At 69.4% G+C, this 507-nt stretch carries 1 protein-coding gene and 1 tRNA gene; one reads left to right on the top strand and one right to left on the bottom strand.

All coding sequences use genetic code 11. The features are described 5' to 3' along the window. Positions 1-118 precede the first annotated feature (118 nt). Positions 119-195 (top strand) — tRNA-Arg (locus tag QGH30_09795). Positions 196-209: 14 nt separating this feature from the next. On the opposite strand, the gene QGH30_09790 is transcribed toward QGH30_09795, so the two are convergent. Further along, the coding region (locus QGH30_09790) for a hypothetical protein (protein ID MDP7022615.1) at positions 210-507 on the bottom strand (298 nt) is incomplete at its 5' end.

Raw genomic sequence — 507 nt, 5'->3', positions numbered from 1 at the left:
CTCATCGTGGGTTCGAATCCCACCCTCTCCGCCGACCGACCTCCCCTGGGTCGGCCGCCCGTGACGGCGGTTACCAGCGGTGGGTCGGATTCCGGGTGCCTCGTACACTCGGTCCGCTGCGCTCGTAGCTCAATTGGATAGAGCATCTGACTACGGATCAGAAGGTTGGGGGTTCGAGTCCCTCCGAGCGCGCCAGGCCTCTGTGCAGGTCAGGGACGGGGCTGGGGCGGCGGCGGGAGTGCGGCCTGGAGTTCCTCGACGGTGACACCGAGGGTCGCTGCGGCGACCTCGAGGTCGGGCGGCGGTGGACCCAGTGCGGCGAGCAGTTCGTCGAGGGTGACACCCAGGACTTCGGCGGCCTCGGTGAAGTCCGGTGGAGCACCGTCCGGTCCGCCTGCCCCCATGCCGCCGCGCCCACTACCACCGGGCAGGGAGGCATTCGGGTTGTCGGGACTGGTGAGCGAACCGACAGCCGTCACCCCGGTCAGGCAACCCGGGAGATTCGGT

The organism is Candidatus Krumholzibacteriia bacterium (genome assembly GCA_030748535.1).
Taxonomy (GTDB): domain Bacteria; phylum Krumholzibacteriota; class Krumholzibacteriia; order JACNKJ01; family JACNKJ01; genus JASMLU01.
Note: the sequence above shows the minus strand (reverse complement) of the source record. Positions and strands in the feature narration are given on the sequence as shown.